The following is a 25,123-nucleotide window of genomic DNA, read 5'->3' as shown; positions in this document are numbered from 1 at the left end:
TGTACGTCAGGCTTTAAACGATTCCACTTTTTCGAACGCTGCACGCAACGTATCTGGTGTCAGCGTGACTGGCAGGTAATGAATAGATTCCACCGGACGTAAGGTGTGGGCAATCACTTTGTCGATCTCCGCCTGATTATTGATATCCACTTCCAGCTCCGCCAGCGTAGTCGGCAGATGAAAACGCTGATACGCTCCAGTTAATTGCGCGAGCACATCATCCTGACCCAGCAAGGCGCTTTGCACCAGAATTCCGTAGGCGACTTTGGTGCCGTGGAGAAACTTCTCGGTTTGCGGCAGCACGGTCAGACCGTTATGCACGGCATGAGCCGCCGCCACACGCGTAAAACGATCGCCCAGACCACCGACCATTCCACCTCCGGCGATAATCGCATCCACCACATCGCAAAATGATTGCGTTAACTGCTGATTTTGCTGATCGGCAAGCGCCTGTTCGCTACTGTTTAACAAGACGTCGCGAATGGCCTGTGCATTATTGAGCCCCAGCCGCACGGTTAGCGGCAACGTTTCTGGTTGCGGAGCCAGCACTACCGCTTCATACCATTTCGCCAGCGTGTCACCGATCCCCGCCAGCAGATATTCTTGCGGCGCATTGAGGATAATCTCCGGTTCCACCAGCACCATAAAATTGGCGTCGTCGAAAATCTCATAATGCAGCGCCTGTCCGGCATCGTTATACCAGACGGAGAGCGGTGTCCAGGCGGCGCAGGTTGCGGCGATCGTCGGAACGGCAACAAACGGCAGACCGAGACGGCGGGCGAGGGCTTTCGCGGTGTCGAGCAGTGCGCCGCCCCCGACGCCAATCACCACGCTGCGGTCGTCACCGGACTCAGCCGCCAGTTGTTGTACATCGCTTTCGCTGCAATGACCGCGAAACAAAATATGCTTTGCCCCCGGCAGTTCAAACGCTGGCGGAAGTTTGGTTTGCGCCGCAGCAATGGCGCGTTCGCCGTAGATCCACACCGCGCGAGAAAGTTGTTCATCAGTGAAAAAATCGTGCAGGTGATTGAAACTTCCTGGATGTGAAAAGTAGTTAGCCGGGCCGACGACCACGCGGATAGGATTGTGAGGCATGTTGTGTTGTCCTTATTGTTTTATTTAGACATCTAAACGTCTTGATTGCCAAATACTAGCATCGTGTTATAGTGCCTTCAACACGCAACTTCGTCAGGTACAATAAAAATGACAAATAACCCTCTGATTCCACAAAGCAAACTTCCACAACTTGGCACCACTATTTTCACCCAGATGAGCGCGCTGGCGCAGCAACACCAGGCGATTAACCTTTCGCAAGGTTTTCCTGATTTTGATGGTCCGTGCTATTTACAGGAGCGGCTGGCGTACCACGTTGCCCAGGGGGCAAACCAATACGCGCCCATGACCGGCGTGCAGGCATTGCGCGAGGCGATTGCTCAGAAAACGGAACGTTTGTATGGCTATCAACCAGATGCCGATAGCGATATCACCGTAACGGCAGGGGCGACGGAGGCGTTATACGCGGCGATTACTGCATTGGTGCGCAATGGCGATGAAGTGATTTGTTTTGATCCCAGCTATGACAGTTACGCCCCCGCCATCGCGCTTTCTGGGGGAATAGTGAAGCGTATGGCACTGCAACCACCGCATTTTCGCGTTAACTGGCAGGAGTTTGCCGCATTGTTAAGCGAGCGCACCCGACTGGTGATCCTCAACACCCCACATAACCCCAGTGCTACTGTCTGGCAGCAGGCTGATTTCGCCGCTTTGTGGCAGGCAATTGCCGGGCACGAGATTTTTGTCATTAGCGATGAAGTCTACGAGCACATCAACTTTTCACAGCAGGGCCATGCCAGCGTGCTGGCGCATCCGCAGCTGCGTGAGCGGGCAGTGGCGGTGTCATCGTTTGGCAAGACCTATCATATGACCGGCTGGAAAGTGGGTTATTGCGTTGCGCCAGCGCCCATCAGTGCCGAAATTCGCAAGGTACATCAGTATCTGACCTTTTCGGTGAATACCCCGGCACAGCTGGCGCTTGCGGATATGCTACGTGCAGAACCTGAGCATTATCTTGCGTTACCTGACTTTTATCGCCAGAAGCGCGATATCCTGGTGAACGCCTTAAGTGAAAGTCGGCTGGAGATACTACCCTGCGAAGGTACTTACTTTTTGCTGGTGGATTACAGCGCCGTGTCTACGCTGGATGATGTTGAGTTTTGCCAGTGGCTGACGCGGGAGCACGGCGTAGCGGTAATTCCTCTGTCGGTGTTTTGCGCCGATCCCTTCCCACATAAACTGATTCGTCTCTGTTTTGCCAAGAAGGAATCGACGTTGCTGGCAGCAGCTGAACGCCTGCGCCAGCTGTAGTTATTTGACAGTCCAGGCGCGGGAATATTGACGGTCGGCAAACAACTCTTGCAGGCCGTTAATTTGCTTCAGGCGCAGCACTTCGTCGCTGTCCATTCCCAGTTCTTTGCCGATTTTATTGTCGTCCCATCCCAACTGGCTGAGTTCACGGACGATTTCTGACATGGCGGTGATTTGATGGCGTCCACGAGCGCGGTTGTGGCGAATAGTTGCAGCAATCCGTTGATTACGCGTACCTTCCAGACAGGTCACCGGCAAATAACCTTTTAAGCGTAATTTTAACGATGATAAGCCTTTACCTATTTCATGGCGGTGAAAACCATCAACAATTTCCAGAGCATTTTTATCTGTATGCGTGACCACAATGGGTTGCGTAAAGCCATCTATTTCAATGGATTTTTGCAGCAGTTTTTTCTCTGGTGGTGCCACATTATTGGGGTTGTAATCATTCGGCACGAGCTGGCTATTTTTCACCCACAAAACACAATCCACCGGCTCTTCACGAAAGGGGCTAACCTGATGGATCGCCATGCGGATTTCATTAATCGCTTTGATGCGATCGTCTTCCGGCAAGCTGGCGAGAAATTGGGTTAAATCCTGCGTTAATCGTTGTTGCATAGTATCCCCCATTCCTGACGTTTTCCTTTTATCCGTTCGTTATAACGCTGATAGTTCTTCGCTTTCGTAGGGCTAAATGATAATGCCCGGCACCAGTAATCGTTATTGAGTAAAACTTTGCATATTCGCCGCCAGGAGGGGATATCTTTCGTGCCAATGTCCCCTTGCTGGGTTTGTGGAACCTCGATGCCTTTTTTCTGATACCAGTGCAAATAAATGGCGATTTTATTGCGGTAATGCTCCGCAGTTTTTTCCGGCATGCTATTGAGCAGCAATAATGCATACTCTTGCCAGTCTAAATGCTCTGGCTTGAGGATTTTCCGATGCCCATAGAAATGATTGTCATGTCCGGCGTAAATTCCGCCGCTTTTTACACCGCTGACTCGTGCGCACATAGCAGCCCAGCGATCCGGTTCGATAACGTGATAGAGCCATAATCCCTGTCGTTGCTCCGGGCCAAAAGGTTCGCAAATTCGCATTTGACGCAGAGGGACGCCCGCCTGATACATTAGGTTATACAGTGGGTTGCAGAGACTTTGATGATTTGCATACCAGGTCCAGATATCAGCCACTTTCCAGTCGTAGATGGGGTAAATGTACCAGCTATGACCGCCTGGTGCGGCCGTAGTCCAGGGTTTATCGTCGGCAAAACGCTGTTTATTCGAACTGGCGATAGCAACGAAACGGTTATAGGACTCATCCGCACGGATACCGATCATCATCGCCGCCGGACGTTTTTGTGAAAACCATTCGGCAAATTCACGCACGAAATGTTCAAAAGTCATGCCTGGCTGGTAAAACGGGAAATAAGCGGGATCGGTTATTGCATCTTCCGGGGGCTGGCGTACCCATTCAACATCAGGTTCCCAGCATTGCCATTCGGGTTGATACTGAGAAAGAGAGTTTTGCGTCGTAAGAGGCAGCGCTACCCAATAAAATTCTTCAATGACATCTGCATACTGCTCTCGTAGGGACTGAATATAGTGAATAGTTAAAGAAAACTGTGCTTCCCAGTCGATAAACAGAACGTATATTTTTTTGCCCATTTTTCTGGCCAGATTCGCGGTTAGATGAAGCATTAAGCCTGAATCTTTACCGCCAGAAAATGAGACACAAACGCGGGGTAGGGTGTTGAGTGTCCAGGTAATACGTTCTTGTGCAGCTTCCAGAATATTGAGCGGAAGAGGAATTTTATAAATAGACATCTAAAGATGCTCTCTGAACCTGACAGGTAGATAATGCGATAGTTTTTTAATTATAAAGTAAATAAATTCAAATAAGATATATTATTTTATGTATTTACATTGTGAATTTTTCATTGAAAAACATTTTGCCAACGGATAGATGTTTATTATAAATTGTCATTCAAACGATCAATGAATCGTGAGAACGCAAGGTTATTTAATGATGATTTATTATAGGACATATAAAGCGTGTTTGAAGGCAACGGGTGTTCAAGTTTTATTTGTTTTAGCTGAAGTATTTTATGATAACTGCGGTATAATTCGTAAGGCACAATACCAATTAAATCGGTAACTGCAATTGTATTAATAATGGTAAACAGAGAGGAACTACGAAACGATATTTTACGGTTTGCCATGAGTGCTTCTATTTCCATCTGGAAATCTTCTAATCCAGGGATTTTAGATATCAGAAAGGTAAATTCTTCATCAAGAATTTGTGCATGGGTGCTCCGTTCATTTATTCTCGGATGGGTAGTACTACAGATGAGTGTATTACGAATTGACTGAAAAGGGATGCAGCTCACAGAACGACTGATAACTGGTGCCAATGTCACTACGAGATCCGCTTTGCGGTAAGCCAGTAAGTCTTCGGCGCTTTCTACGGCCATCATAATGTCATGATGTTCAATGTCGATAACTGCATCCTGGCGCAGACTATTGATCAAAAGGCTGCTGTTTGTCGCAGAGATGAATTGTGGACCATAAATTATAAATTTTTTCTTTAATTCAGATTTATTGACGATATTTATTGTTTGTTCCAGGTTTCTAAGGTTTTTCTCAAGATGATGATGAAGATTTAACCCAGTAGTCGTTGGCGTAATACCTTTTCCGGCACGAGTAAACAAAGGATCATTAAATTGCGTACGTAAGCGCTGCAGGGACTGACTAACCGCAGAGGGCGTTATATATAGCGATTCTGCAGCCTTACTAATGCTGAGATGTTGGTAAATGCACTCGAAGATTACCAGTAAATTCAAGTCAAATTTTTTTTAAGTCGTAAAGATTGGCCATGATGTACTCCATTCATATCATTGCACTCATCATGATATTCATTAAATATATAATATGAATTTATATATTTGTATTTATTATGTTCTTTTACTTAATTCATGATTAAGTTTTTCTAAAATAGCATAGCCGATTTATTGTTTGTGATCAATTCTTGCGATATTCAGGATAACTGAAAAGCTGTATGTATTTCAGTTATCCATGATTTAATATTATTTATTGCCCATGATGATATTTAAGGTCTTTTGATCCGGTAATCCGACCGCCTGTTGCAATGTATTCTCCGGGCTCATGTAATAGATAGCAGGCGTGACGTTTGCGCCAAGTTCATCCATCAGTTTTTTCATTGGCACTTAAGATTTTCATTTGCTCTGCACCAACGGTGGCCGGAATGTTTAGCTTTAGCTTCTTGTCTGATGCTTCATACTCTTGCCATGCTTTAGCCGGATCTTTAGCCGCGAGGATCGCCGCAGCAGTCGCTGGGCTTTCCGGTTTGATTACGCCAACCAGTAGTGTGCGAAGCTGAACTTTACCAGCCTCAACCCACGGGCGCGTCTGCTGCCAGAACTGTTTACAATACGGACAAAATGGATCGGCAAAGACATAAACCACAACAGGCGCATCTTTTTTGCCGTCGAGGATCCAGTGGGATTGCTCCATCCGTTGCCACATTTCTCGACCGACTGGCGCATAAATTTCTTTCTCAATAAGCGTGTTACTCAGGTTTTCACCTTTTTCGTTGTACATATAACCTGAGATGGCGTGCTTGCCGTCTGGTGTCAGGTAGATAGTAACTCCCATATCCTGATACTTTCCGAGATAACCTTTCATTCCCCCGGGGGCATCAAAAGATTTGAGGATAGTAATACCCTGTTTTTCAATGGCTTTTACTGGGGCTGGAAGTTCCTCTGCGAAGGCGACTGCAGGAAGCAGAGCCAATAAAAGTATCTTTTTTAACATTAATTTGTCCTTTTCAGTCAGTGCAAAATTTGAGTAAAAGGCATAACCTATCACTGTCATAGGTAAGAGCTTAGAACAGGTGATTGCCCTTTGTTTATGAGGGTGTTGTAATCCATGTCGTTGTTGCATTTGTAAGGGCAACACCGCAGCCTGCTGAACAGGCGCTGAAGATACCAAAGGGTAGTTCAGATTACACGGTCACCTGGAAAGGGGGCCCATTTTACTTTTTATCGCCGCTGGCGGTGCAAAGTTCACAAAGTTGTCTTACGAAGGTTGTAAGGTAAAACTTATCGATTTGATAATGGAAACGCATTAGCCGAATCGGCAAAAATTGGTTACCTTACATCTCATCGAAAACACGGAGGAAGTATAGATGTCCTTGATTAACACCAAAATTAAACCTTTTAAAAACCAGGCATTCAAAAACGGCGAATTCATTGAAGTAACCGAGAAAGATACCGAAGGCCGCTGGAGCGTCTTCTTCTTCTACCCGGCTGACTTTACTTTCGTATGCCCGACCGAACTGGGCGACGTTGCAGACCATTACGAAGAACTGCAGAAACTGGGCGTAGACGTATACGCAGTATCTACCGATACTCACTTCACCCACAAAGCATGGCACAGCAGCTCTGAAACCATCGCGAAAATCAAATACGCGATGATCGGCGACCCGACTGGCGCCCTGACCCGTAACTTCGACAACATGCGTGAAGACGAAGGTCTGGCTGACCGCGCGACCTTCGTTGTTGACCCGCAGGGTATCATCCAGGCAATCGAAGTTACCGCTGAAGGCATTGGCCGTGACGCGTCTGACCTGCTGCGTAAAATCAAAGCTGCTCAGTATGTAGCTTCTCACCCAGGTGAAGTTTGCCCGGCTAAATGGAAAGAAGGTGAAGCAACTCTGGCTCCGTCTCTGGACCTGGTTGGTAAAATCTAAATTTCCTTCGTCTTTCGCGCTACCAACTCCGGCGCGAAATACTTAGGAAATTCACCTAATTCTTCGGGTGCTGCGGCACCCGATTTTCTTCCCCGCATCATGATGCAAGCTGCATCCAGGTAGCCGATGAAGGCCGCTTGCATGATGATGTTTAAAGCCCAGGAGATAAACATGCTCGACACAAATATGAAAACTCAACTCAAGGCTTACCTTGAGAAATTGACCAAGCCTGTTGAGTTGATTGCCACGCTGGATGACAGCGCTAAATCGGCAGAAATCAAGGAACTGTTGGCTGAAATCGCAGAACTGTCAGACAAAGTCACCTTTAAAGAAGATAACAGCTTGCCGGTGCGTAAGCCGTCTTTCCTGATCACCAACCCAGGTTCTAACCAGGGGCCGCGTTTTGCAGGCTCCCCGCTGGGTCATGAGTTCACCTCGCTGGTACTGGCGTTGCTGTGGACCGGTGGTCATCCGTCGAAAGAAGCACAGTCTCTGCTGGAGCAGATTCGCCATATTGACGGTGATTTTGAATTCGAAACTTATTATTCGCTCTCTTGCCACAACTGCCCGGACGTGGTGCAGGCGCTGAACCTGATGAGCGTACTGAACCCGCGCATCAAGCACACTGCAATTGACGGCGGTACTTTCCAGAACGAGATTACCGATCGCAACGTGATGGGCGTTCCGGCAGTGTTCGTAAACGGGAAAGAGTTTGGTCAGGGCCGCATGACGTTGACTGAAATCGTCGCCAAAATTGATACTGGCGCGGAAAAACGTGCGGCAGAAGAGCTGAACAAGCGTGATGCTTATGATGTATTAATCGTCGGTTCCGGCCCGGCGGGTGCGGCGGCAGCAATTTACTCCGCACGTAAAGGCATTCGTACGGGTCTGATGGGCGAACGTTTCGGCGGTCAGATCCTCGATACTGTTGATATCGAAAACTACATCTCTGTGCCGAAAACCGAAGGCCAGAAACTGGCAGGCGCGCTGAAGGTTCACGTTGATGAATACGATGTTGATGTGATTGATAGCCAGAGCGCGAGCAAACTGATCCCGGCAGCGGTTGAAGGCGGCTTGCATCAGATTGAAACGGCTTCTGGCGCGGTACTGAAAGCTCGCAGCATTATCGTGGCGACCGGTGCAAAATGGCGCAACATGAATGTTCCGGGCGAAGATCAGTATCGCACCAAAGGCGTGACCTACTGCCCGCACTGCGACGGCCCACTGTTTAAAGGCAAACGCGTAGCGGTCATCGGCGGCGGCAACTCCGGTGTGGAAGCGGCAATCGACCTGGCAGGGATTGTTGAACACGTAACGCTGCTGGAATTTGCCCCTGAAATGAAAGCCGACCAGGTTCTGCAGGACAAACTGCGCAGCCTGAAAAACGTCGACATCATTCTGAATGCGCAAACCACGGAAGTGAAAGGCGATGGCAGCAAAGTCGTTGGTCTGGAATATCGTGATCGTGTCAGCGGCGATGTTCACAACATCGAACTGGCCGGTATTTTCGTCCAGATTGGTCTGCTGCCGAACACCAACTGGCTGGAAGGCGCAGTCGAACGTAACCGCATGGGTGAGATAATCATTGATGCGAAATGCGAAACCAATGTCAAAGGTGTGTTCGCTGCCGGTGACTGTACGACGGTTCCGTACAAGCAGATCATCATCGCTACTGGCGAAGGTGCTAAAGCCTCTCTGAGTGCTTTTGATTACCTGATTCGCACCAAAACTGCATAAGAAGAAGTAAGATTCACCTGCAATTGCTTAGCCGCCGGGGTCAAACCTGGCGGCTTTTTTTTATAAAAAAAACGCCCTGCCGGGATTGCTCAGGGCAGGGCGTCATAAATGCGTTAATTTGTTAACGAACGACTAATACCGGCAGATTGGCGTGGCGGATCACGTTGGAAGCGTTGGAACCTAACAGATGGGTTGAAATCGATGGATTTCGCGAACCGATAACCACAACATCCGCATCCAGTTCTTTAGCTAATTCGTTCACTTCATCTCGCACGTTACCAAAACGGACATGTGGTTTGATACGGGATGGATCAATATTGAAATGGCCGACCATTGTCTGTAAGCGTTCTTCGGCTTCATGTTGCAAATGTTCTTCGAAACGACGCACATCAGCAGCAAAACGGTGCAGACTAAGGCTTGCGGCGCCCGGTAATACATGGAGTAAATGAATTACGCCATCATCCTGGGCGAGAAATTCAGCGTGACGAACGGCTTTGTCGCTCAATTCCATTTCAAATACGTCTACTGGCATAATGATTGTTTTGTACATAAGCATTCCCTCCTTGCTATTGCATGAACATATAACAGCATATTATTGATTATGATTCTATGATTTGCGAAGTTGATTTGATCTGGGATAGCAATTGATCTGGAAAATGGATTAAGTCAGCTACTACCAGCGTTGCTCAAGATATAGCACTGCCACAACAATAATTGCTGCAATGAATATATAAAACGCAGTAATACCGAGAGCTTCGCTCATAGGGGGGATCCGCTGGTGGATAACTTGTTCAGATTAGAACGCAGCGGTGAAGAGCAAAATGATAAATCTGGTTGATATTTGAGCGGAAAGAGGATGCAGAAGCATCCTCCGGGCAAAGCGAATAACGCTTGTGCAGATGGGATTAAAGCAGGTAGTCGCCAGCGGCTTCAGGCTGGTATTCGAGTTCCAGCACTTCAAGGTGGGTAGCAACGCCGCCCGGAAGTTCCCAGTGGATGGTATCGCCAACGCGCAACCCCAGCAGTGCGGCACCAACCGGAGCCATAACGGAAAGTTGAGTATTGCTGTCGGTCATCTTTGCCGGATACACCAGTGTACGCACACGGACTTCGCCATCGCTAAGATTGCGGAATTTAACCCGGCTGTTCATCGTCACCACATCGTGTGGCATCTCTTCTGGCGAACACATTTGGGCGCGATCCAACTCTGCGTTTAACGCGTCGGCGATTGGCAAACCGGCATAGGCAGGTTGCTCCAGCAGAATATCGATGCGTTCGGCATCCAGGTCGTTAATGATGATTGTTGGTCTGGACATTTTTACTCCATGTCGTCGGTACTGCGAGTGTCGCAGATAAACATACCCAAAAGAAAACCCTCACCGTCAGGCGGCGAGGGGTTTAGCTCATATGATGATACTGACTGTTGCTCACTCTTTGAAGTGATTTACATCACATTCAGGTAATTCCTTAATGCTGAGCGATTTGTATAAATCTTAATCGAAAAACAGCGTAAGGGATAAATTTTCGTGATGGATTAACTTCCGCTGCGCTGGATCTCAATAACCTGCTTTATCAATCACAAAGTTTTTGCCACAGTTGCCTGGGTGTGGTTGTGGCAAGAATGAGTTTGCAGAAAGCGGCGCATTGATGGCGTCAGCTTTGATTGAAATCTGGATTTCAGTCAAATATGCCGGATTACCCTGGCAGGTTAACTTGACTGCTTTGACGTTCTCTTTCCCCCAGCTTTTGGCAAAGGCGGCGTCAAAGTCACTGCGGCTCACGGTTTTACCGTAGTTATCCGCAAGGAATTTTCCGGCTGTGCTTTCTTTGATCTCTTGATTCAGACGTACCATCGTACCGAAGTAAGCGTCCGGATCAAAACCAAAGCAGGCGCCGTGTTTCGCGTATTCATAACGTTCCAGACAGGAACGACCACCTGCGCCCGGCATAACTTCACTCAATTTAGCTGCTGTTTCCAGCGATAACCCTGTTTCCGGTGAAGAACACATCCGGCTGGCGCGAGCTTCCGGCAGGTTTGGGACTGGGCGAGTGGCGCAGCCGAAGCGCATCCAGCGGCGTTCATCAACGCCACGCGCAGCAACCGATTTAGGCAATCCTGGCCACAGACCATGTACGGTCAGAAAATCGGCCTTGTTGCTCGTTTCGGTTTGCAGTCGACACTCATCGCGTTCGTTACGATTTCGATCGTGCTGACTCTGGCAAAACCCGGTTTGCCAGGAAAGAGCTAAAACGTAACGATCAAAATCGCCATACTGTTTTGCCTGTAATGCAGCGGCGTTGACAGAAGATAAGGGGAGCAGAGAAGCCGCCAGTAAAGCGGCGTTACGCCAGAATGTTTTCATAGTGGGTGTGGAACTCATACATGCACTGAATACTATCTATTAAATCATAAAAAAGCCCGCCAGGTTGGCTAACCTGGCGGGCGCGGTGATTTATTCAGCGTTTGGCGAACGTATTAGTTCCACATGGCGAGAATCGGCCAGCCTACCAGAAGCAGCATGGCAATATAAATCACCCCGAAGATAGCCCCAAGACGCCAGTAATCTTTTGATTTCACATAGCCGCAGCCGTAAATAATCACACCAGGGCCAGTAGCATATGGGGTCAGACAGCCCATGATACCGATAGACAGCACCAGCAGAATACACAGTTGTTCCATCGGTACACCTGGAATCCCTTTACCGACCGCCAGAATGACCGGCAGCATGGTTGCGGTGTGCGCTGACAGGCTGGCAAACAGGTAATGAGCAAAATAGAACACCAGCACGAGGACGATAACCGTCGCATTTGGCGAAAAACCTTCCAGATGCGTACTCATGGTGTTGGCGAACCAGTCGATAAATCCGGAACGAGTCAGGCCATTAGCCATGACGACCAGCGTTGCCAGGTTAACCAGCGTGTTCCATGCGCTGTTATAGCGGGTAATGTCTTTCCACGGCACAACGTGCAGCGCCAGCATCAGTGAAACTGCCAGCAGACCAACCGCAGTGGCGTTAATCACTTCGCTGCCAAATACCCATAAACCTAAGCTGAGTAATACAAGGCCAATCAGCGTCCACTCTCTGCGTGTCAGACACCCCATGGTTTTCAGCTCATCACCTGCCCAGGTTGCGACTTCTTCACTATGGGTAACTTCCGGTTTGTACAGCACGTAGGAAAGCCACGGCGCAATGATAAGCAAGATAACCCCAACCGGCAGGAAGCAGAGGAACCACTGTAACCAGCTAATCTGGATACCGGCAATTTTGCTGACGAACTCCAGACCCAGCACGTTTGGTGCTGCACCGGTGACAAACATGGAAGAACTCAGACTGGTACTAATGACCATCATCCACATCAAATAGCCGCCAATACGACGCGCGGACGGATCGTTCGGGAATGATTTAAATAGCGGCGGCAGGTTTTTAATGACCGGAAAAACCGTACCCCCGGTACGCGCGGTGTTGGACGGTGTAAACGGTGCCAGCAAAATGTCGATAATGACAATCGCATAACCCAACGTCAGCGTGCGTTTGCCCATGAATTTCACCAGGAAAAGGGCAATGCGACGACCTAACCCGGAAACTTCATATCCTAATGCAAAGATAAATGCGCCAAATACCAGCCAGACTGTGGTACTGGAAAAACCAGCCAGCCCCCATTTCAGCGCCTGTTTTTGCGCATTAAACGCTGGGTCAGCTAATTCTTTGGCGTCAAAGAGCAGGTAATTACTGCCAATCACGCAAATGGTTACTGCAATAAAACTGATCGCTGTTGCCGGGATTGGCTCGAGAATCATGCCGACAATCATTGCCACAAACACAGCGAAGTAATGCCATGCCTGCGGCGGCATACCGTCAGGTACAGGGATAAGAAACATGACACCCATCACCACCAGTGGGGCCAATAGTTTCCATATATTATCTTTTGCTAAAGACATACGGGCTCTCCGAAAATTAATATTTCCAAATTTATCAAGTGCTTAAATAATTAAATCTGTGCTAAAAACCAGGTAAGGATCAGCAGGTCGGCACTGCCGCCTGGACTGAGATTTCGTTCGATACACTCCCTGTCGAACTGCCGGAGATAATCGAGATCGGCGGGGGTTCGAATGCCCCCTTTTTGCAATAGTGTTTGCGCCTCGCGCTGTAGCCAGCGCAGGCCCCCCTCGCCACCGCGCGATGCAACATTGGTATCGCCGTTGGTAGCCATCAGTAGGAGCAAGGTATCGAGCAATGCCAGTTCAGGATCTAACCCCTGATCCAGCAGAGTGAGGTAATGCGGAAGTGCGTGGTTGATCACCAGTGGATAACCTGCTTCGGCTTCACCGCGCGCGCCGGTAAGGCCAAGTTGCTGGTACAACCGTTGACCTGCGGTCAGTTGTTGATTATTGGTACGCAGTTCGCGATCGGTCAGACCACGGCAGAAACTTGCCGCCGTCGAACAAACGGTTGTGGGCGTTACCGGCTGGTTGAGCTGAAGCAAACGGCCAATCGCCGCGCACAGTAGCCCTAAAGAAAAAATGCTGCCTTTATGCGTGTTTACGCCCGCAGTGGCACGGAACATATCGCCTTCACAGGCCATACCAATTGGGCGTAATCCGTGGAGTACTGCTTCGGGGGCCATTTCTGCACTACAGGCACCAAATTCGATAAAACGGGGTAACCAGGCCTGGATCGCCAGTGCGCTACGGTGGAAATCTTCCAGCGCCATATCTTTGTGCGCACCGCAGTTAATGCGATCCACGAGGCCTGGTTTCGGTGACAGATTGACTTCAGTCAGCATGGCGCGCCAGCCCAGCAGGGCATATTCATCGATTAATGACGTCGCAAGCTTTGTGGTTTTAGTTGACGTTGCAGGCATCGACATCGTTCAGCAGCGCCTCCATGCGGTTGAGTAAATCGGTCAGTTGGTGGGTTTTTCCACGCGCGCAGACGGCTGCGCTTTGCTCGCACAACAGGCAGCGGCGAGGCGGCAGCGAATAATCGCGGCGGGAGAGAATTTCGCCTTCGGGCGTCAGGACATCGATATCCCATAAACGCCCGAGAGGATGGCTATGTTCAAGCTCAATGGTGGCGAGCTTGAGGTCGCGAGCTGGAGCGGCAATGCTCAACATGCCCTCCGGCCCGCTGGCGGAAACCAGTGCAGCCTGCTCCTGAATTTGCCAGCCCTGTTTTGCGGCTAAGGCACGCAAGGCTGTCACGCCATGATTAAAAATTCGGCGTGTGACCTCGCTGTCTTTAATCGGACCCGGCGCAACCACGGTAAAGGAGACCAGTGGAACAGGATGGCGCTTGAGCCAGGCGTGTTGCCGTGCTTGCCTTTCATCCCGGCTGACGAGCAGCTCGGGAATTGACACCGCATGGTGGCTGGCGAGTTCAGGAAGCAGGTGCATGGCTTATTCCTTCACCTGATGCACAACGTCAATCACCGAGCCATCGCGGTAGCGCACGACGGCAACGACGCGGTCGGTGAATTCAATCGGCTGTGGTTCACCGGTCAGCAGACGCGCACGTTCGCGCAGCCACTCAATGGAAACCACTTTAATGCCTGCTTCCTGCAGACGTTCTGCCAGTTCCGGACGTGCCGGGTTAACAGCGACGCCGTGGTCGGTGACCAGAATATCGACGCTGGACCCTGGGGTAATGCAGGTCAGCACGTTATCCACCAGAGTCGGGATACGACCGCGCACCAGCGGCGCAACAATGATGGAAAGCGCAGAGGCAATTGCGGTATCGCAGTGACCGCCGGAAGCGCCACGCAGCACGCCATCAGAGCCGGTCAGCACGTTGACGTTGAACTGGGTATCAATTTCCAGCGCGCTCAGTACCACCACGTCGAGACGATCAACCGATGCGCCTTTAGAGCCCCAGTTAGCGTACTGGTTGGCACTGATTTCGATGTGATTGGGGTTACGGGCCAGCGATTGCGCAGCGTGGCTGTCAAAGCTCTGCACATCCAGCAGTTTGCGGATCAGACCTTTTTCGTGCAGATCAACCATCGTTGCGGTAATGCCACCGAGGGCGAAGTCGGCGCGAATATCGCGGCTACGCATTTTGTCTTCCAGGAAACGGGTTACCGCAAGCGAAGCGCCGCCGGTGCCGGTCTGCAGGGAGAAACCTTCTTTGAAGTAGCCAGAGTTGACAATCACATCCGCAGCGCTGCGGGCAATCAGCAGTTCGCGCGGGTTAGTGGTCATACGGGTTGCGCCAGCGCCGATTTTCGCGGCATCGCCGACACGATCAACTTTGACGATCAGATCAACCTGATCCTGTTCAATGCTCGCCGGATTATGCGGATAAGGCAGCAGTTCTTCGGTGAGCATCACCACCTGTTTTGCGTTGTCGGCATCAACCATTGCATAACCGAGGGAGCCGCAGCAGGCTTTGCCGGTGTAGCCGTTGGCATTACCGAATTCATCACAGGACGGGACGCCGAGGAAAGCGACGTCGATGTTCAGTTCGCCGCTCTGTACCAGATGCACACGTCCGCCGTGAGAGTGGATTTGCACCGGTTCAGCCAGCAGGCCACGGGAGATTTCTTCTGCCAGTGGGCCGCGTAAGCCGGAGGTATAAATGCGGGTAACCACGCCCTGGCGAATGTGTTCTACCAGCGGTGCATGGCAATCACTTAGGGAACTGGACGCCAGGGTCAGGTTTTTAAAGCCCATCTTCGCGATGACGTCCATCACCATATTGACGGTCAGGTCACCACCACGAAAAGCATGGTGGAAGGAGACGGTCATACCATCTTGCAAACCAGAACGACGAATGGCTTCTTCCAGGTTGGCGCACAGTTTGCGATCGCGCGCTTTTTCGGCCTGATAGGTTTGTTTCGGCGAGTTCTGGAAAGCGGCAAGATCGCATTCAGCGTGACGATTCCAGGCTGCTACCCGTTCTTGTCGTTGAGATTGTTCAATTTTCTGCGTCATTTTGATTGCCTTATTCTTCGCGGATGCCGGAAAGTTCTGCACGGGAGAGCACCAGACGGGCGCGATCGATAACCGGACCGTCAACCATCTTGCCGTTCAGGGAAACGACGCCAAGGCCTTCGCGAGCGGCGGCTTCAGCGGCTTCTACGACGCGGCGTGCGTGATCCACTTCTTTCTGGGTTGGAGCGTAGAGGTTGTGCAGCAGATCAATCTGACGCGGGTTGATCAGCGATTTGCCGTCAAAGCCCAGCTGTTTGATGTGGGCGGCTTCTTGCAGGAATCCGGCTTCGTTGTTGGCGTCGGAATAGACGGTATCGAACGCCTGAATACCCGCAGAACGTGCGGCCTGCAAAATAGAGCAGCGAGCGAACAGCAGTTCAGTTCCTTCCGGGGAGCGTTCTGTACGCAGGTTGCGCACGTAGTCTTCTGCACCGAGGGCGATACCGATCAAACGCTCGGAAGCGTGAGCGATTTCCACCGCGCGGGTAATGCCCAGCGGAGATTCAATCGCCGCCAGCAGCCCCGTGCTGCCGGGTTCGCGACCGCAGGCTTTTTCGATACGCAGGATCTCTTTTTCGATATCCAGAACGTCCTGAGCGGTATCGGTTTTCGGCAGACGCACAACGTCTGCGCCGCCACGAACGACGGCTTCCAGGTCGTTAACGCCCCATTCAGAATCCAGCGCGTTAACACGTACGATGGTTTCAATATCGCGATACAGCGGATGTTGCAGCGCGTGGTAGACCATACGACGTGCAGTGTCTTTTTCACGCAGCGCCACGGAGTCTTCGAGGTCGAACATCAGAGCATCAGCCGGGTAGATGAAGGAGTTGCTGACCATCGCGGCATTGGCGCCAGGCACAAACAGCATGCTGCGGCGGGTGCGAGTTTTACGTTGTTGCAGCGAAGCAGAAATCATTGGCAATCCTCCCAAGGCAGCGCCGGGATACCGCTGGCGCGCGCCAGCAAGGCTTCCAGTCGTGCACGTAAAATGCAGTCCAGTGCGCCTTTGTCATCGACATTCAGCTGTACGCCGCGCACGTTATAGCGGGCGAGAACGTCCAGAATGGTGGTGCGAATCGCATCGCCAAACTGTTTCTCAACGCTGCTGTTGATTTGCAGGTCGATATCCTGCGTATCGAGTGGGGCGATGCGTATCATCACATCCCCAGACTCAAGGGTGCCTGCAACGGCGGGCTGGTTTATTTTCATTTTTCACCTGTTTCTTATGCGGGGGTCTTTTGACGAACTGCCGCGTCCTGGCGGGCGTGTTCAAGCAGATTCTGCAAGTAATGCAGAGTGGGTGCCGGGACCAGTGGCGCGATAGCCGTGAGATCGTTTTTCACCAGCAGTTGACGTACCCGGGAAGCGGATATCGGCAGTTCCTGGTAACGCAGTCGCTCAATTTCAACCAGTTCGATGGGCGGTGCGGAGATGGTCGGTGTTTCCAGCCAGTAGCGCATATCCTGGTTGTACTGGGCGGTCACGCGACAAATGGGTTCAGTACCAACAAAGCGGTGAGTAACGCCCAGCGCGGGCGCGAGGTACTGACGGAAAATTTTCAGGTCAATTTCGGTGTAACAATGGTTGATGACGCTCTGTTCTTTAATGAAGTAGCAGGGGAACGTGGCGCGGGAGATGATGTACTCGGAGCCGCGATGCACGGTCAGACGCGGAATATCGGCGGTGCCTTTTAACACCAGATCTAACCGGTCGTCATAGGGAAAGCGTGAAGAATCTTCTTTGACTAAAAACAGATGCAGCCAGTCGCACTGTGCCGCAGCTTGTTGAATCAGATAACGGTGGCCGTTAGTAAAGGGATTGGCGTTCATGACGATACAGCCAATCTTCTTCCCTTCATGACGGAATTTTTTCAGCGATTCGGCATAGCGTTTCAGACGTGTGGCGCTATTTTCCATCAACACCATCACGCCAGGTACGCTGGTTAACGTGTAGAAACCGCACTGACGGAACAGCGCCTCGTATTCGGTTTTGGTATAAATAAACAGATGCGTGCTGTGCCGTTCATAGGCGAGGTTTATCAGTTCGGTGGCTAATGTCAGCGCCAGTCCTTCACCGCGAACTGATTCACTAATAGCGACGCACTTAATGATATTTCCGGCAATTCCGCCGCAGGCAATAAGGCGGTCGTTACGGGTTACGGTAATAAATACCTCGACCGTGGTGTCAACACTCAAATCATTTTCATGCAGAAAGTGGGTAATTTCCGCCATCTTTTTATTTTCTGAACGTTTTACCCGGGTGAAAATATCATTGCCGAACATAATAAATAGTATCCTGAAGGTGCATGTTGTTATCGGGTTGCAATAAATGTTGTTCGATGTAGCAAATTGATAACCTTTTATTTTCAGTTGAGAGAAAGGGCTGTGAGTGAGGTATTTCTGTTTCTCCTTTCGCCATACATCCTAAGGAGTATTGCATCGTGAAATTTTGATTTATTTCACATAGAGTTAGTGGTTTTTTATTTATTTAATGGTTTTAAGTTTTTTAATTAATGTAATTACGAATTGACCCGTAGATTTAATTGATTTAATTGATTTAATTGATTTAATGAATGAAATTTGTCACGATCATATTTGATATTTATAAATCGAGATTCAACATTTTAATTACATCCGCCAAAAAACAGGGCTTACCCCGCAAGGAAAACAATGTTGCAGCTTAATGAGAATAAACAGTTTGCTTTTTTCCAACGACTGGCGTTCCCGCTGCGTATTTTTTTGCTGATTTTGGTGTTCTCGATATTTGTCATCGCTGCGTTGGCGCAATATTTTACGGCCAGCTTTGAGGACTATTTAACGCTTCATGTTCGTGATATGGCAATGAATCAAGCGAAAATTATTGCCTCCAATGACAGTATCATCACCGCAGTGAAAACGCGTGACTACAAACGACTGGCTACTATTGCCAATAAATTGCAAAGAGATACCGACTTCGATTATGTGGTGATTGGTGACCGGGATTCGATCCGCCTTTACCATCCTAATCCGGAAAAGATTGGTTACCCCATGCAGTTTACCAAACCGGGAGCGCTGGAAAGAGGGGAGAGTTACTTCATCACCGGCAAAGGGTCGATAGGTATGGCAATGCGCGCCAAAACGCCGATCTTTGATGACGATGGCAAAGTCATCGGCGTGGTGTCGGTGGGGTATCTGGTAAGTAAAATCGATAGCTGGCGGGCTGAGTTTTTATTACCGATGGTGGGTGTGTTTGTCGTGCTGTTAGGCATTCTGATGCTGCTGTCGTGGTTCTTAGCTGCGCATATCCGCCGCCAGATGATGGGCATGGAACCAAAGCAGATTGCGCGCGTGGTCCGCCAGCAAGAGGCGCTTTTTAGTTCGGTTTATGAAGGGCTGATTGCGGTGGACCCGTATGGGCATATTACTGCCATCAACCGCAATGCAAGAAAAATGTTGGGGCTGAGTTCTCCCGGACGGCAGTGGCTGGGCAGACCTATTGCAGAGGTTGTTAGACCGGCTGATTTTTTTACCGAACAAATTTGATGAAAAAACGTCAGGATGTGGTGGCGAATTTTAATGGCCTGAGCGTTATTGCTAACCGTGAAGCTATTCGTTCTGGTGATGATTTGCTAGGTGCAATTATTAGTTTTCGTAGTAAAGACGAAATATCTACCCTTAATGCGCAACTGACGCAAATTAAACAATATGTTGAAAGTCTGCGCACACTACGTCATGAACATCTCAATTGGATGTCTACGCTCAATGGTCTGTTGCAGATGAAAGAGTATGATCGTGTGCTGGCGATGGTTCAGGGGGAGTCCCAGGCTCAGCAGCAACTTATTGATAGTCTGCGTGAAGCATTTGCCGATCGCCAGGTGGCGGGGCTTCTTTTTGGTAAAGTGCAGCGCGCCCGGGAGCTGGGGCTAAAAATGACGATTGTTCCAGGCAGCCAACTTTCACAACTGCCGCAAGGGCTGGACAGCACTGAATTTGCGGCGATAGTGGGCAACTTACTCGATAATGCCTTCGAAGCCAGTCTGCATAGTGATAAAGGGAATAAGACAGTCGAATTATACCTGAGCGATGAAGGCGACGACGTGGTAATCGAAGTGGCCGATCAGGGCTGCGGCATTCCAGAGTCTCTTCGCGACAAAATATTTGAGCAGGGCGTCAGTACGCGTGCTGATGAACCCGGTGAGCATGGCATTGGGTTGTATCTTATTGCCAGCTATGTAACGCGCTGCGGTGGAGTTATCACTCTCGAAGAGAATGATCCCTGCGGTACTTTATTTTCAATCTATATTCCGAAAGTGAAACCTGATGACAGCTCCATTAACCCTATTGATCGTTGAGGACGAAACACCGTTGGCAGAAATGCATGCGGAATATATTCGTCACATTCCCGGCTTCAGTCAGATATTGCTGGCGGGAAACCTGGCGCAGGCCCGAATGATGATTGAGCGTTTTAAGCCGGGGCTTATCTTGCTGGATAACTATCTTCCTGATGGTAGGGGCATTAATTTGTTGCATGAGTTGGTGCAGACGCATTACCCCGGCGATGTGGTGTTTACCACTGCCGCCAGCGATATGGAAACGGTATCTGAGGCTGTGCGCTGCGGTGTGTTTGATTATTTAATCAAGCCAATCGCTTATGAGCGTCTGGGGCAGACATTAACTCGTTATCGCCAGCGTAGACACATGCTGGAAAGTATTGATAGCGCCAGTCAGAAGCAAATTGATGAGATGTTCAACGCTTACGCTCGCGGTGAACCAAAGGATGAGCTGCCAACTGGCATTGACGCGTTGACGCTAAACGCAGTGAGAAAACTGTTCAAGGAGCCTGGTGTGCAACATACGGCTGAGACAGTAGCGCAGGCTTTAACCATAAGCCGCACCACTGCGAGACGTTATCTTGAATATTGCGCCAGCCGACATCTGATCATCGCCGAGATTGTTCACGGCAAAGTCGGCCGGCCACAGCGCATTTACCACAGCGGATGAAGAGAGTGCCGGAGGACGCGCTCCTCCGGCCTGGGAAATTACTTACCAGCAACCGCGGCGGTCGTACCGGGTACCATCAACTCTGTAGCCACAATGACAATCACCAGCCCAACAAGCACCGGCACCGAGGTGCGTTTAACCACTTCAAAAGGTGATATTTTAGCCATCCCCGCAACGGCAACCACCACGCCAGAGACTGGCGAAAGCGTGCGCCCCAGGTTTGACGCCTGCAGCATCGGGATTGTCAGGTACGCTGGGTTAATGCCGGAAGAGTGTGCCAGTTTCGGGATCATCTCAACAAAGGCATAGAATGGCGCATTGCCGGAACCCGTGGTGACTGCTGCCAGCATTGTCAGGATAACCAGCACCAGCATCAGGATAATGCTCGCCGAACCGAACGAGGTGGCGATTGAGATCAGGCTCTGGATAAAGCCGATGGTGCTAAGGCCCTGAGCGAAAACCCCTGCGGCAACTAATAACATGACTACGTTAGCGAAGGCATCAGCCATGCCGCGGTAAGCTACCTCGAGGCCCGAAAAGACTTTTTGCGTATTAAAGCCGCGAAGAAATTCCAGAACAGAGGCAATCAGCATACAGATCACCAGAATGGTGATGATGTGCAATTGCGGACCCCATTTGCCGTCAAAAAATAGCACGCCAATGATCGGTGTAAACGGCAGAATGGCGTAAAACGCGGGCGCGGTGGTTGTGATTTCGCTGACATCTAACATTTCATGAGAGATGTGCTCTTTTTTGTCCAGATAACGCTGCCAGAAAAAGTGGGCAATCGCCATGCCGATAATCGCAGCAATTGAGATAGGAAGTGTTGTTTTGAAGGCGAAGTCAATCAGCGGCATTTCAGAAGCCTGTGCTGCCAGCACCACATCACCAGATGTTGGTGCGAGAATAATTGCTGCTGGTGAGGCACAAATGGCAGCTGCCGCGCCGCGACTGATACCAACGTTCACCATCACCGGGAACAACGTTGCCATCAGTAAAACGCCAAGACCGGTTGCGGAAGAGACTGCCAGTGACATCAGACAGGCGACAAAGTAGGCGGCAATCATCAGCAGGTAAGGGGAGTTAATGTACTGCAGCGGTTTTGATGCCAGTTTGACAACCATATCGTTCGCGCCGATGTGGGTCATATAAGCGGCAAAGCCACACAGCATCATGATCATCATGCCGAGATCGCCGCCACGGCTCATCAGTAATATTTTAATGTATTCAACGATATCTGTGGCGCTGTAGCCAGTGGAAGTCTGGCTGGAAGGTAAAACTTTGTGTCCCATTATAGCGCTGATGATCAGCAGTAGCAGGCCGCCAACAAATAGCACCCCGGTGGCGGAATACCCTTTAATGATGTAGCGAGCTACACCCACAATAACGACAACCCCAATAAGGAGTTCAATAAATGTCTGCATATTCTTTCCTGTCTCCAGAATCTACAATAAATAATAAAAAAGTCCTAAAATAAGAAAAAAATATGCCGAATAAATTGACATCAGGTGCTGATTGAAATCAAGAAAGCTGTCATTAAGACATTGATGTTGTTGTTTTTATACCTGGATAACAAAATTTATTTTAAGAGGAGTAATTACAACATAACGATGTTTATAAACTGATGAGTAATTGATGCAATTTTGTTAATTATTTTGTGGTATTTTGTCCGTCCAAAAAATAATCTTGTATGCGTATCATGTGGCAATGCAAACAATGACTTTATTGGTGGTTTATTGTATCTAATTGAAAAATAAATGAATGATAATTGTTTTTATGGGTGTAACTTTTATTTGCATGAGTTGTTCTTTAGCTGAAAATATTTCTTAGTCTCCGGAATAATCCGATGGTTTTATTAGTAAATTTCATGAAATAAATTTTTTCAGACACTCGGATTATTCTTCATGTTTGCCTTGTTAAGGTTGTATTTATTTTTCTTTGGCTATGCTGGTAATATATTTTTGATAAATTTTCTGTGGTTGCTAATGGGCGCTAGTAAATGTGTTACCGTATTTTCCTTTACTTTTATTCAGTTAATCAGCATTGAAGAAGTTTCTGCTAGTGCAGAGCAATGGATTGCTACATTTAAAGATAATGTCGCAGAAACCTGGCAGCGGCCAGAACATTATGATCTGTATATTCCCGCCATTACCTGGCATGCACGTTTCGCTTATGACAAAGAAAAAACCGATCGCTATAACGAAAGACCGTGGGGTGGCGGTTTTGGTCAGTCACGTTGGGATGAGAAAGGCAACTGGCACGGTTTGTACGTGATGGCGTTTAAGGATTCATGGAATAAATGGGAGCCCATTGCCGGATACGGTTGGGAAAGCACCTGGCGACCGCTTGCCGATGAAAACTTTCATGTCGGTCTGGGATTCACCGCTGGTGTGACGGCGCGTGATAACTGGAACTACATACCTGTTCCGCTGATACTGCCATTGGCTTCTGTGGGCTATGGCCCTGCAACTTTTCAGATGACCTATATCCCTGGCACTTACAACAACGGCAATGTTTACTTTGCCTGGATGCGGTTTCAGTTTTAGACAAGTCACGTTTTAATAAAAGCCTTAAAAATCAGTATGTAATGAAATTAACATCAAAAATAACGCGACTTTTTATCACTTTTTAGTAAAGTTGCACTGGACAAAGCGTACCACAATTGGTGTACTGGTAACCGACACAGCATTTGTGTCTATTTTTCATGTAAAGGTAATTTTGATGTCTAAGATTAAAGGTAACGTTAAGTGGTTTAATGAGTCCAAAGGATTCGGTTTCATTACTCCGGAAGACGGCAGCAAAGATGTGTTCGTACACTTCTCTGCAATCCAGACTAATGGTTTTAAAACTCTTGCTGAAGGTCAGCGCGTAGAGTTCGAAATCACTAACGGTGCCAAAGGCCCTTCTGCTGCAAACGTAATCGCTCTGTAAGATACGTCAGCAAGAATTCAAAACCCGCTTATTCAGCGGGTTTTTTTTTGGTCTTCAGTGTGCGGTTGATGCTGAAAATAGCCAAAAAGCCAGTGCGGTCATGGCAAAGGAACCTAACAGGTTAACGAAGACGTTCAGTATCGCCCAGCCAAAACGCCCCTCCTGCAATAAAAACACCACTTCTGCCGAAAATGTTGAGAAGGTCGTTAGCCCGCCCACAAAAACCAGTGGTGATTAATACTTTCCACACCGGATCGATATTAGTCATGCGGCTAAACCAGGCAAACCCCATTCCTATGATAAATGCCCCAATCAGGTTTGCTGCCAGAGTTCCGAGTGGAATAGCCTGGTGCAGTGGGTTAAACCGCATACTTAACATCCATCTCGCCACGCTTCCCGTACCACCACCAATAAAAACTGCTAAAAGGAGTTGTAACACAGCTAAATCCTGCTATTTGATTTGTATGAGTGATAAGTTTAACGCCGAATATTCGTCGTTGGCGAATTTTACAACTCTGACAGGAGGTGGCAATGCTGGTTGCCGCAGGACAATTTGCTGTTACATCAATATGGGAAAAGAACGCTGAGATTTGCGCCTCGTTAATGGCACAGGCGGCGGAAAACGACGTATCGCTGTTTGTCCTGCCGGAAGCGCTTCTGGCGCGCGACGATCTTGACCCGAATTTGTCAGTTAAATCGGCACAGTTGCTGGAAGGGGAATTCCTCGAACGTTTACTGCGGGAAAGTAAACGTAACATGATGACGACGATTCTGACGATTCATGTTCCCTCAACCCCTGGGCGCGCGTGGAATATGCTGGTGGCGCTGCAGGCGGGGAAAATTGTCGCCCACTATGCCAAATTGCATCTCTATGATGCGTTTGCCATTCAGGAATCGCGCCATGTGGATGCAGGTGATGAAATAGCCCCTTTACTGGAGGTTGAAGGCATGAAAGTGGGGCTGATGACCTGCTATGATTTACGCTTTCCAGAGTTGGCATTAGCCCTGGCATTACAGGGGGCGGAAATCCTGATCCTGCCAGCGGCCTGGGTTCGCGGGCCACTCAAAGAGCACCACTGGTCAACCTTGCTAGCCGCTCGTGCTCTGGATACCACCTGTTATATGGTGGCAGCGGGGGAGTGCGGGAACAAAAATATCGGGCAAAGCCGGATTATAGATCCCTTTGGCGTCACCATTGCGGCAGCGGCAGAAATGCCTGCACTCATTATGGCGGAAGTGACGCCCGAACGTGTGCGTCAGGTGCGCGCGCAACTTCCCGTCTTAAACAACCGTCGCTTTGCGCCGCCGCAATTATTATGATGTTTTTTTACTCGGCGCTTGATTCACCTTGTTACAGATTGCTATTGTGTGCGCGCGTCGAATGACCGTTAATATTCTCTGGTTTTTAAGG

22 protein-coding genes and 4 pseudogenes are annotated in these 25,123 nt (G+C 49.3%); 8 read left to right on the top strand and 18 right to left on the bottom strand.

Features of this window, described 5'->3' with window-relative positions; translation table 11 throughout:
* Nucleotides 1-6: 6 nt before the first annotated feature.
* Complete coding sequence (gene hcxA, locus CRI63_RS03585) at nucleotides 7-1,095, bottom strand: hydroxycarboxylate dehydrogenase HcxA (RefSeq protein ID WP_135518503.1); 1,089 nt, start codon at nucleotides 1,093-1,095, stop codon at nucleotides 7-9.
* Between the two features lie 108 nt (nucleotides 1,096-1,203).
* Between hcxA and ybdL the strand changes: the two genes are divergently transcribed.
* Nucleotides 1,204-2,364 (top strand): methionine-oxo-acid transaminase, encoded by a 1,161-nt coding sequence (gene ybdL, locus CRI63_RS03580; protein ID WP_135518501.1) that lies wholly within the window; start codon nucleotides 1,204-1,206, stop codon nucleotides 2,362-2,364.
* Here ybdL and CRI63_RS03575 read toward each other — a convergent pair whose 3' ends face one another.
* The 4 genes and pseudogenes from CRI63_RS03575 to dsbG form a co-directional block, all read right to left on the bottom strand.
* Entirely contained in the window at nucleotides 2,365-2,994 is a 630-nt protein-coding gene (locus CRI63_RS03575) for a ParB/RepB/Spo0J family partition protein (protein ID WP_130219409.1), read from the bottom strand. It abuts the gene before it with no gap.
* The gene (locus CRI63_RS03570) at nucleotides 2,967-4,187 is read right to left on the bottom strand and encodes a phosphoadenosine phosphosulfate reductase (RefSeq protein WP_135518499.1); all 1,221 of its coding nucleotides are present in this window, start codon (nucleotides 4,185-4,187) and stop codon (nucleotides 2,967-2,969) included. The genes CRI63_RS03575 and CRI63_RS03570 overlap by 28 nt, the downstream gene beginning before the upstream one ends.
* A gap of 146 nt (nucleotides 4,188-4,333) precedes the next feature.
* A pseudogene (locus CRI63_RS03565) lies at nucleotides 4,334-5,237 on the bottom strand (LysR family transcriptional regulator).
* A gap of 209 nt (nucleotides 5,238-5,446) precedes the next feature.
* A pseudogene (gene dsbG / locus CRI63_RS03560) lies at nucleotides 5,447-6,194 on the bottom strand (thiol:disulfide interchange protein DsbG).
* A 373-nt stretch (nucleotides 6,195-6,567) separates the two neighbouring features.
* Between dsbG and ahpC the strand changes: the two are divergent.
* A complete protein-coding gene (gene ahpC / locus CRI63_RS03555) occupies nucleotides 6,568-7,131 on the top strand; it encodes an alkyl hydroperoxide reductase subunit C (RefSeq protein WP_130222584.1) in 564 nt (187 codons plus the stop codon).
* Here ahpC and CRI63_RS23885 read toward each other — a convergent pair.
* On the bottom strand, nucleotides 7,128-7,304 hold the full coding sequence (locus tag CRI63_RS23885; protein WP_165383272.1) for a hypothetical protein: 177 nt from the start codon (nucleotides 7,302-7,304) through the stop codon (nucleotides 7,128-7,130). The two genes, ahpC and CRI63_RS23885, sit on opposite strands and share 4 nt — an antisense overlap.
* Between CRI63_RS23885 and ahpF the strand changes: the two genes are divergently transcribed.
* Nucleotides 7,303-8,868, top strand: a complete 1,566-nt coding sequence (gene ahpF, locus CRI63_RS03550; protein WP_130219415.1) for an alkyl hydroperoxide reductase subunit F — start codon at nucleotides 7,303-7,305, stop codon at nucleotides 8,866-8,868. The two genes, CRI63_RS23885 and ahpF, sit on opposite strands and share 2 nt — an antisense overlap.
* A 121-nt stretch (nucleotides 8,869-8,989) precedes the next feature.
* Here the strand turns inward: ahpF and uspG are convergent, their stop codons facing one another.
* From uspG to citC, 10 genes are all read right to left on the bottom strand, one after another.
* Nucleotides 8,990-9,418, bottom strand: coding sequence for a universal stress protein UspG (gene uspG / locus CRI63_RS03545; RefSeq protein WP_130206453.1), 429 nt, complete (start codon nucleotides 9,416-9,418; stop codon nucleotides 8,990-8,992).
* A gap of 355 nt (nucleotides 9,419-9,773) precedes the next feature.
* The gene (rnk, locus tag CRI63_RS03540; RefSeq protein ID WP_130206455.1) at nucleotides 9,774-10,184 is read right to left on the bottom strand and encodes a nucleoside diphosphate kinase regulator; all 411 of its coding nucleotides are present in this window, start codon (nucleotides 10,182-10,184) and stop codon (nucleotides 9,774-9,776) included.
* Between the two features lie 240 nt (nucleotides 10,185-10,424).
* Entirely contained in the window at nucleotides 10,425-11,231 is an 807-nt protein-coding gene (gene rna / locus CRI63_RS03535; protein WP_130219419.1) for a ribonuclease I, read from the bottom strand.
* 113 nt (nucleotides 11,232-11,344) lie between these two features.
* On the bottom strand, nucleotides 11,345-12,808 hold the full coding sequence (gene citT / locus CRI63_RS03530; RefSeq protein WP_135518497.1) for a citrate/succinate antiporter CitT: 1,464 nt from the start codon (nucleotides 12,806-12,808) through the stop codon (nucleotides 11,345-11,347).
* A 50-nt stretch (nucleotides 12,809-12,858) separates the two neighbouring features.
* On the bottom strand, nucleotides 12,859-13,737 hold the full coding sequence (gene citG / locus CRI63_RS03525) for a triphosphoribosyl-dephospho-CoA synthase CitG (RefSeq protein ID WP_130222588.1): 879 nt from the start codon (nucleotides 13,735-13,737) through the stop codon (nucleotides 12,859-12,861).
* On the bottom strand, nucleotides 13,712-14,263 hold the full coding sequence (citX, locus tag CRI63_RS03520; protein ID WP_000550408.1) for a citrate lyase holo-[acyl-carrier protein] synthase: 552 nt from the start codon (nucleotides 14,261-14,263) through the stop codon (nucleotides 13,712-13,714). The genes citG and citX overlap by 26 nt, the downstream gene beginning before the upstream one ends.
* Nucleotides 14,264-14,266: 3 nt before the next feature.
* On the bottom strand, nucleotides 14,267-15,799 hold the full coding sequence (gene citF / locus CRI63_RS03515) for a citrate lyase subunit alpha (protein ID WP_135518495.1): 1,533 nt from the start codon (nucleotides 15,797-15,799) through the stop codon (nucleotides 14,267-14,269).
* Between the two features lie 10 nt (nucleotides 15,800-15,809).
* Entirely contained in the window at nucleotides 15,810-16,718 is a 909-nt protein-coding gene (gene citE / locus CRI63_RS03510; RefSeq protein ID WP_000622357.1) for a citrate (pro-3S)-lyase subunit beta, read from the bottom strand.
* Complete coding sequence (gene citD, locus CRI63_RS03505) at nucleotides 16,715-17,011, bottom strand: citrate lyase acyl carrier protein (RefSeq protein WP_000700703.1); 297 nt, start codon at nucleotides 17,009-17,011, stop codon at nucleotides 16,715-16,717. Before citD ends, citE begins: the two co-directional genes overlap by 4 nt.
* A 14-nt stretch (nucleotides 17,012-17,025) precedes the next feature.
* A complete protein-coding gene (gene citC, locus CRI63_RS03500) occupies nucleotides 17,026-18,084 on the bottom strand; it encodes a [citrate (pro-3S)-lyase] ligase (protein WP_130206465.1) in 1,059 nt (352 codons plus the stop codon).
* Between the two features lie 387 nt (nucleotides 18,085-18,471).
* Between citC and dpiB the strand changes: the two are divergent.
* Nucleotides 18,472-20,132, top strand: a pseudogene (gene dpiB / locus CRI63_RS03495) (sensor histidine kinase DpiB).
* Entirely contained in the window at nucleotides 20,101-20,781 is a 681-nt protein-coding gene (gene dpiA / locus CRI63_RS03490) for a two-component response regulator DpiA (protein WP_130206469.1), read from the top strand. The pseudogene dpiB and the gene dpiA overlap by 32 nt, the downstream one beginning before the upstream one ends.
* A gap of 38 nt (nucleotides 20,782-20,819) precedes the next feature.
* Here the strand turns inward: dpiA and dcuC are convergent, their stop codons facing one another.
* A complete protein-coding gene (dcuC, locus tag CRI63_RS03485; protein WP_130206471.1) occupies nucleotides 20,820-22,205 on the bottom strand; it encodes an anaerobic C4-dicarboxylate transporter DcuC in 1,386 nt (461 codons plus the stop codon).
* Between the two features lie 561 nt (nucleotides 22,206-22,766).
* Here dcuC and pagP point away from each other — a divergent pair.
* Together pagP and cspE are read left to right on the top strand one after the other, a co-directional pair.
* The gene (gene pagP, locus CRI63_RS03480) at nucleotides 22,767-23,327 is read left to right on the top strand and encodes a lipid IV(A) palmitoyltransferase PagP (RefSeq protein WP_135518661.1); all 561 of its coding nucleotides are present in this window, start codon (nucleotides 22,767-22,769) and stop codon (nucleotides 23,325-23,327) included.
* Nucleotides 23,328-23,502: 175 nt separating this feature from the next.
* On the top strand, nucleotides 23,503-23,712 hold the full coding sequence (cspE, locus tag CRI63_RS03475) for a transcription antiterminator/RNA stability regulator CspE (RefSeq protein WP_000034825.1): 210 nt from the start codon (nucleotides 23,503-23,505) through the stop codon (nucleotides 23,710-23,712).
* 54 nt (nucleotides 23,713-23,766) lie between these two features.
* On the opposite strand, the pseudogene crcB reads toward cspE, so the two are convergent.
* A pseudogene (crcB, locus tag CRI63_RS03470) lies at nucleotides 23,767-24,151 on the bottom strand (fluoride efflux transporter CrcB).
* 92 nt (nucleotides 24,152-24,243) lie between these two features.
* Between crcB and CRI63_RS03465 the strand changes: the two are divergent.
* A complete protein-coding gene (locus CRI63_RS03465; RefSeq protein WP_135404611.1) occupies nucleotides 24,244-25,032 on the top strand; it encodes a deaminated glutathione amidase in 789 nt (262 codons plus the stop codon).
* Nucleotides 25,033-25,123: the final 91 nt, after the last annotated feature.

The organism is Escherichia sp. E2661 (assembly GCF_004745185.1).
Lineage (GTDB): Bacteria > Pseudomonadota > Gammaproteobacteria > Enterobacterales > Enterobacteriaceae > Escherichia.
The sequence above is the reverse complement of the archived record's forward strand: the minus strand, read 5'-3'. Positions and strand labels throughout refer to the sequence as shown.